Source organism: Actinocorallia lasiicapitis (genome assembly GCF_054778695.1).
Window position 1 is genome coordinate 1 of the sequence record NZ_BAAGZI010000468.1, and the last position, 4158, is coordinate 4158.

The 4158-nt window shown below is 71.5% G+C and carries 6 protein-coding genes and 1 pseudogene; 3 read left to right on the plus strand and 4 right to left on the minus strand.

All coding sequences use genetic code 11. The features are described from left to right. Window positions 1-218, minus strand: a pseudogene (locus ACYVE7_RS30335) (MFS transporter); the annotation flags it as partial. 72 nt (window positions 219-290) lie between these two features. After that, window positions 291-1172 carry an amidohydrolase family protein gene (locus tag ACYVE7_RS30340; protein ID WP_460369517.1) on the minus strand — a complete coding sequence of 294 codons (882 nt, stop codon included), beginning with the start codon at window positions 1170-1172 and terminating at the stop codon, window positions 291-293. A 156-nt stretch (window positions 1173-1328) separates the two neighbouring features. Between ACYVE7_RS30340 and ACYVE7_RS30345 the strand changes: the two genes are divergently transcribed. Then, window positions 1329-1841 (plus strand): hypothetical protein, encoded by a 513-nt coding sequence (locus tag ACYVE7_RS30345; RefSeq protein ID WP_460369520.1) that lies wholly within the window; start codon window positions 1329-1331, stop codon window positions 1839-1841. On the opposite strand, the gene ACYVE7_RS30350 is transcribed toward ACYVE7_RS30345, so the two are convergent. Beyond that, window positions 1842-2291 carry a MarR family winged helix-turn-helix transcriptional regulator gene (locus ACYVE7_RS30350; RefSeq protein WP_460369522.1) on the minus strand — a complete coding sequence of 150 codons (450 nt, stop codon included), beginning with the start codon at window positions 2289-2291 and terminating at the stop codon, window positions 1842-1844. 84 nt (window positions 2292-2375) lie between these two features. Between ACYVE7_RS30350 and ACYVE7_RS30355 the strand changes: the two genes are divergently transcribed. Further along, window positions 2376-2747 (plus strand): cupin domain-containing protein, encoded by a 372-nt coding sequence (locus tag ACYVE7_RS30355; RefSeq protein WP_460369524.1) that lies wholly within the window; start codon window positions 2376-2378, stop codon window positions 2745-2747. A 57-nt stretch (window positions 2748-2804) separates the two neighbouring features. After that, window positions 2805-3779, plus strand: a complete 975-nt coding sequence (locus ACYVE7_RS30360; protein WP_460369526.1) for an LLM class flavin-dependent oxidoreductase — start codon at window positions 2805-2807, stop codon at window positions 3777-3779. Here ACYVE7_RS30360 and ACYVE7_RS30365 read toward each other — a convergent pair. After that, window positions 3756-4158: helix-turn-helix domain-containing protein (locus ACYVE7_RS30365; protein WP_460369528.1), on the minus strand; the 403-nt coding region annotated here is incomplete at its 5' end. The two genes, ACYVE7_RS30360 and ACYVE7_RS30365, sit on opposite strands and share 24 nt — an antisense overlap.

Consider the following 4158-nt stretch of genomic DNA (forward strand, 5'->3'; position numbering starts at 1 on the left):
GGGCCGCGGGCGTCGGCCCAGCCGCCACCCGCCGTCGTCCCGACGATCCCGGCGGCCATCGTGCCGCCGAACGCCACCCCGTACAGCCGGATCCCGTCCAGCGCCCCCACGACCGCGGGCATCGCCGCGGTCACCGCGATCGCCTCGAACGCGATCAGCGCGACCAGAACGATCAACCCGATGGTCAGCCCCCGATAGGGCTTGGCAAGTGTGCTCACGAGAGACGACTGTGCAACTTCAACCGCACTTCACGTCAACCCTGGCGGGCGGGAACCCTGGCGGGCGGGAACTCAGACGGGGTCGAGGCCGAACAGGGCGGCGCCGTTGTCGTGCAGGACGGCCCTGAGCCAGTCGTCGCCCAGGTCGAGCCTGATCAGCGACTCCAGGGTGTGCAGGTAGGGGTAGGGGATGTTGGGGAAGTCGCTGCCGTGCAGGATGCGGTCGCCGAGCGCGGCGAGCCGCGGCCGGTCCTCCTTGGGGAACGGGGCGGAGCTCTCGGTGAAGTCGGTGAACGCCATGGTGGTGTCGAGCCGGACGTCGGGGTACCGTTCGGCGGCGTCGAGGAACTTGCGGTACTCGGGCAGCCCGAGATGGGCGACGATCACGGGCAGCCGCGGATGCCGCCGCAGCACCTCGCCGATCGGGCCAGGCCCGGTGAACGGCCCCGGCACCGGCCCGGACGCGCAGTGCGCGACCACCGGGGTCCCCGACTCGGCGAGGGCGCCCCACACGTCGTCGAGCAGCGGGTCCCGCGGGTCGTACGCGCCGACCTGCAGATGCGCCTTGAACACCCGCGCCCCGTCCTCGATCGCCCGCCGCACATAGGCTCCCGCTCCGGGCTCGGGGTAGAACGTCGCGGTCTGCAGGCAGTCGGGTGTGGCCGCCGCGAACTCCCGCGCCCACGAGTTCAGCCACTCGGCCATCTCCGGTTTGTGCGGGTACACCATCGAGGTGAACGCCCGCACCCCGAACCCCCGCAGCGTGGCCAGCCGCTCCACCTCATCCGCCCGATACCGGATCGGCCACTCCACCCCGGTCAACGGCCCCACCGCGTCAAAATACGCCCACACCTTGTCCATGACGTTCCGCGGCATGAAGTGCGTATGCACATCCACGATCCCCACCAGTCCAAGCCCGGCCAGAACCGCCCCGATCTCTCCCCGCTCATCCATCCGCCGATTATGCTCCCGAACCCCCGACCGCAGACGACGGGCCTGACCTTCGCCGCGGGCCGGCGCTGGGCGTTCGGCGACGTTCGGCCGAGTTTTTACCGGGGTGACCGGCGGTGGTGCTCGCCTGGGGGTGGGGGCGGGGTCAGCATGGACGGTGTGGGTGAGGGGGCGGTGCCGGAGGGGCGGGCGCGGGTGTACGCGCTGGGTGCTGCCGGGGCGGGGTTGGGGTCGGCGGTGCTCGTCGTGCTGCTGGGGCATCCGGTGCTCGCTGATCTGATGCGGGAGGGCAGCGCGTTTCTGTCGTGGGTGTGCGCGGCGTTTCTGTCGTTGTGCTATCTGGGTGCGGTGCTGGCTTTGCTGGCGTACGTCCTGCTGGGGTGGGGGTGGTGCCCGCTCGCCTGGCTCGTCGCCGGGATCTATATGACGACGCTTGTGGCCTCGTTCAGTGCGCGGGCCGAGACGCACGGCGGGTCGCTGACGGTGGTGCTGTTCTCGCTCTACTGCACGTCGATCCCGTTCCAGTTCGCGGGGGTGGTCCGGCGGTGCGTCCGCGGCGCGCGGAAGGCGCCGACGGGGCCCGGGCTGGTCGATCGGCTGCTGCTGCCGAGGGCGCGTGCCGAGGTGCACGACGTGCGGGAGCGGCTCGAAGAGCGCCTGCTCAAACGGTAGTCACCAGACGGGGCGCATCAGGGGGCCCGTCTCCGCTCCGACGTGGGCGACATAGACCGACATCGCCGAACGGACCTCTTCCAACCGTTCCTGGCCGATCAGCTCGGCCCACTCGGACTCGGCCTCCGTCCACAGCGTCTCGACGTGGCGGATGTAGTCCCAGCCGCGCTGGGTGAGCTCCAGCACCCTGGCCCTGCGGTCGGTGGGATGCGGACGCCGCGTCAGATAGCCCCACTCCTCCAGCTCGGCCGCGATCTTCGTGGCGGCCTGCTTGGTGACGCCGAGCCGCTGCCCCAGCTCGACGGCGGTCACCTCGCCGCCGTGTGACAGGAACTGGAAGGTGTAGCCGTGCGCCGGCCGCAGCGGTTCGCGGCCCTCCTCGGCGAGCCGGGCGTGCACCCGGTCGGTCATCGCCCGGTAGGCCATGGCGAGCAGGAAAGCGATCTGCATTAGACAATCCCATTGACTACATGGACAACACGGTTTACCTTTAAGTGGACAGTTTAGTTGACCACTTCGTGCAGGGAGCACCTCTTGACCGTAGCCACTCTCGCCGCCGCCAAGACCATCGACAACGGCGGCTTCACCATGCACCCCCTGGCCGTCCCCAGCCGGGGCTCCACCGAGCTCGCGATGTGGCGGATCACCGCCGAGCCCGGCGCCCGCAGTCTCGAGCACTCCGTCGACCACGAAGAGCTGTTCTACGTGCAGTCGGGCAGCTACACCGCCACCATCGACGGGGTGCCGCACGCCGCGGGCCCCGGCGACGCCCTGATCTGCCCGCCGCACACCCCGTTCTTCCTGGAGAACACGGGCACCACCGAGGCCGTCGTGGTCGCGGTCTCCACCGCCGGCCTGCTCGGCTCCATCGGCGAGACCACCATCAACCCCCCGTGGGCCCAGTGACCCGCCGGAAGATCCCGGCCCGGGAATGATCGGCAGCAGCCGGGGGTTGGCGTGGGTATGAGGCTGTCTGTACTCGATCTCGCTCCGGTGAGCAGCGACCGTACGCCCGCGCAGGCGCTGGAGGCCAGCACGGAGCTGGCCGTGGCCGCGGAGGGGCTCGGCTACCACCGCTACTGGGTGGCCGAGCATCACGGGATGCCGGGGATCGCCAGCTCCGCGCCCGCCGTGCTGATCGCCCATCTCGCGGCGGTCACCAGCACGCTGCGGCTCGGCTCGGGCGGGGTGATGCTGCCCAACCACGCGCCGCTGGTGATCGCCGAGCAGTTCGCGACGCTCGAGGCGCTGCACCCGGGCCGGATCGACCTGGGTCTCGGCCGGGCGCCCGGCACCGACCAGCTCACGGCACGCGCCCTGCGGCGCGGCGCCGACGCCGACGACTTCCCCCAGGAGCTCGCCGAACTCCGCGCCTACCTGGCCGGGACGGGCAGAGTCCGTGCCGTCCCGGCGAACGCCACGTCACCGGAGATCTGGCTGCTGGGCTCGAGCGGTTTCAGCGCGCGCCTCGCCGGCCTGCTGGGTTTGCCGTTCGCGTTCGCCCACCATTTCAGCGGCGACAACACGCTGCCCGCGCTCCAGCTCTACCGCGACTCCTTCGAGCCGTCGGAGATCCTGGACGCCCCGTACGCGATGGTCACCGCCGCGGTGATCGCCGCCGACAGCGCGCAGGAGGCCGTCCGGCTGGCCGCGCCGATGCGCCTGGCGATGCTCCAGCTCCGGCGCGGCAACCCCGGTCTGCTGCCGACCCCGGAGGAGGCGCTGGCCTACCCCTACACCGACCAGGAGGACGCCGCGATCTCCGCCTACACGTGGTCGCACATCGTGGGCGACCAGGAGGCCGTCAAGGCGGGCCTGACCGAGCTGGCCGCCACCACGGCCGCCGACGAGATCATGGTCGCCACCAACGTCGGGGAGCCGAAGGCCCGGCTCCGCTCGCACGAACTGGTCGCGTCAGCCTTCGGGCTGGCACCCTGATCGGACGTCCACGACCTCCAGGGCGACGGTCAGCGCCGCGAGGTCGCGCGGGTCCGACAGCCGCAGCCCGGTCAGCCTCTCCAGCCGGTGCAGCCGGTTGATCACGGTGTTGCGGTGGCAGTACAGCCTGGTCGCCGCGACGGCCGCCACGGTCTCGCAGTCGATCCAGGTCGCCGCGGTCTCCAGCAGCAGGTCCCGGTCGGCGGCCTCCAGCTCCAGCACCCGGCCGAGGGTCCGCTGCGCGAGCAGCCCCGCCACCTCCGGGACGGCCGTGGCCAGCGCCTTCAGCAGGTGGTCCTCCAGCAGTGTGACCCGCGCGGTGGGTCGGCAGGCCAGCGCGAGCTCGGCCAGCCGCCGCTCGCGCGACAGCGACGCCAGC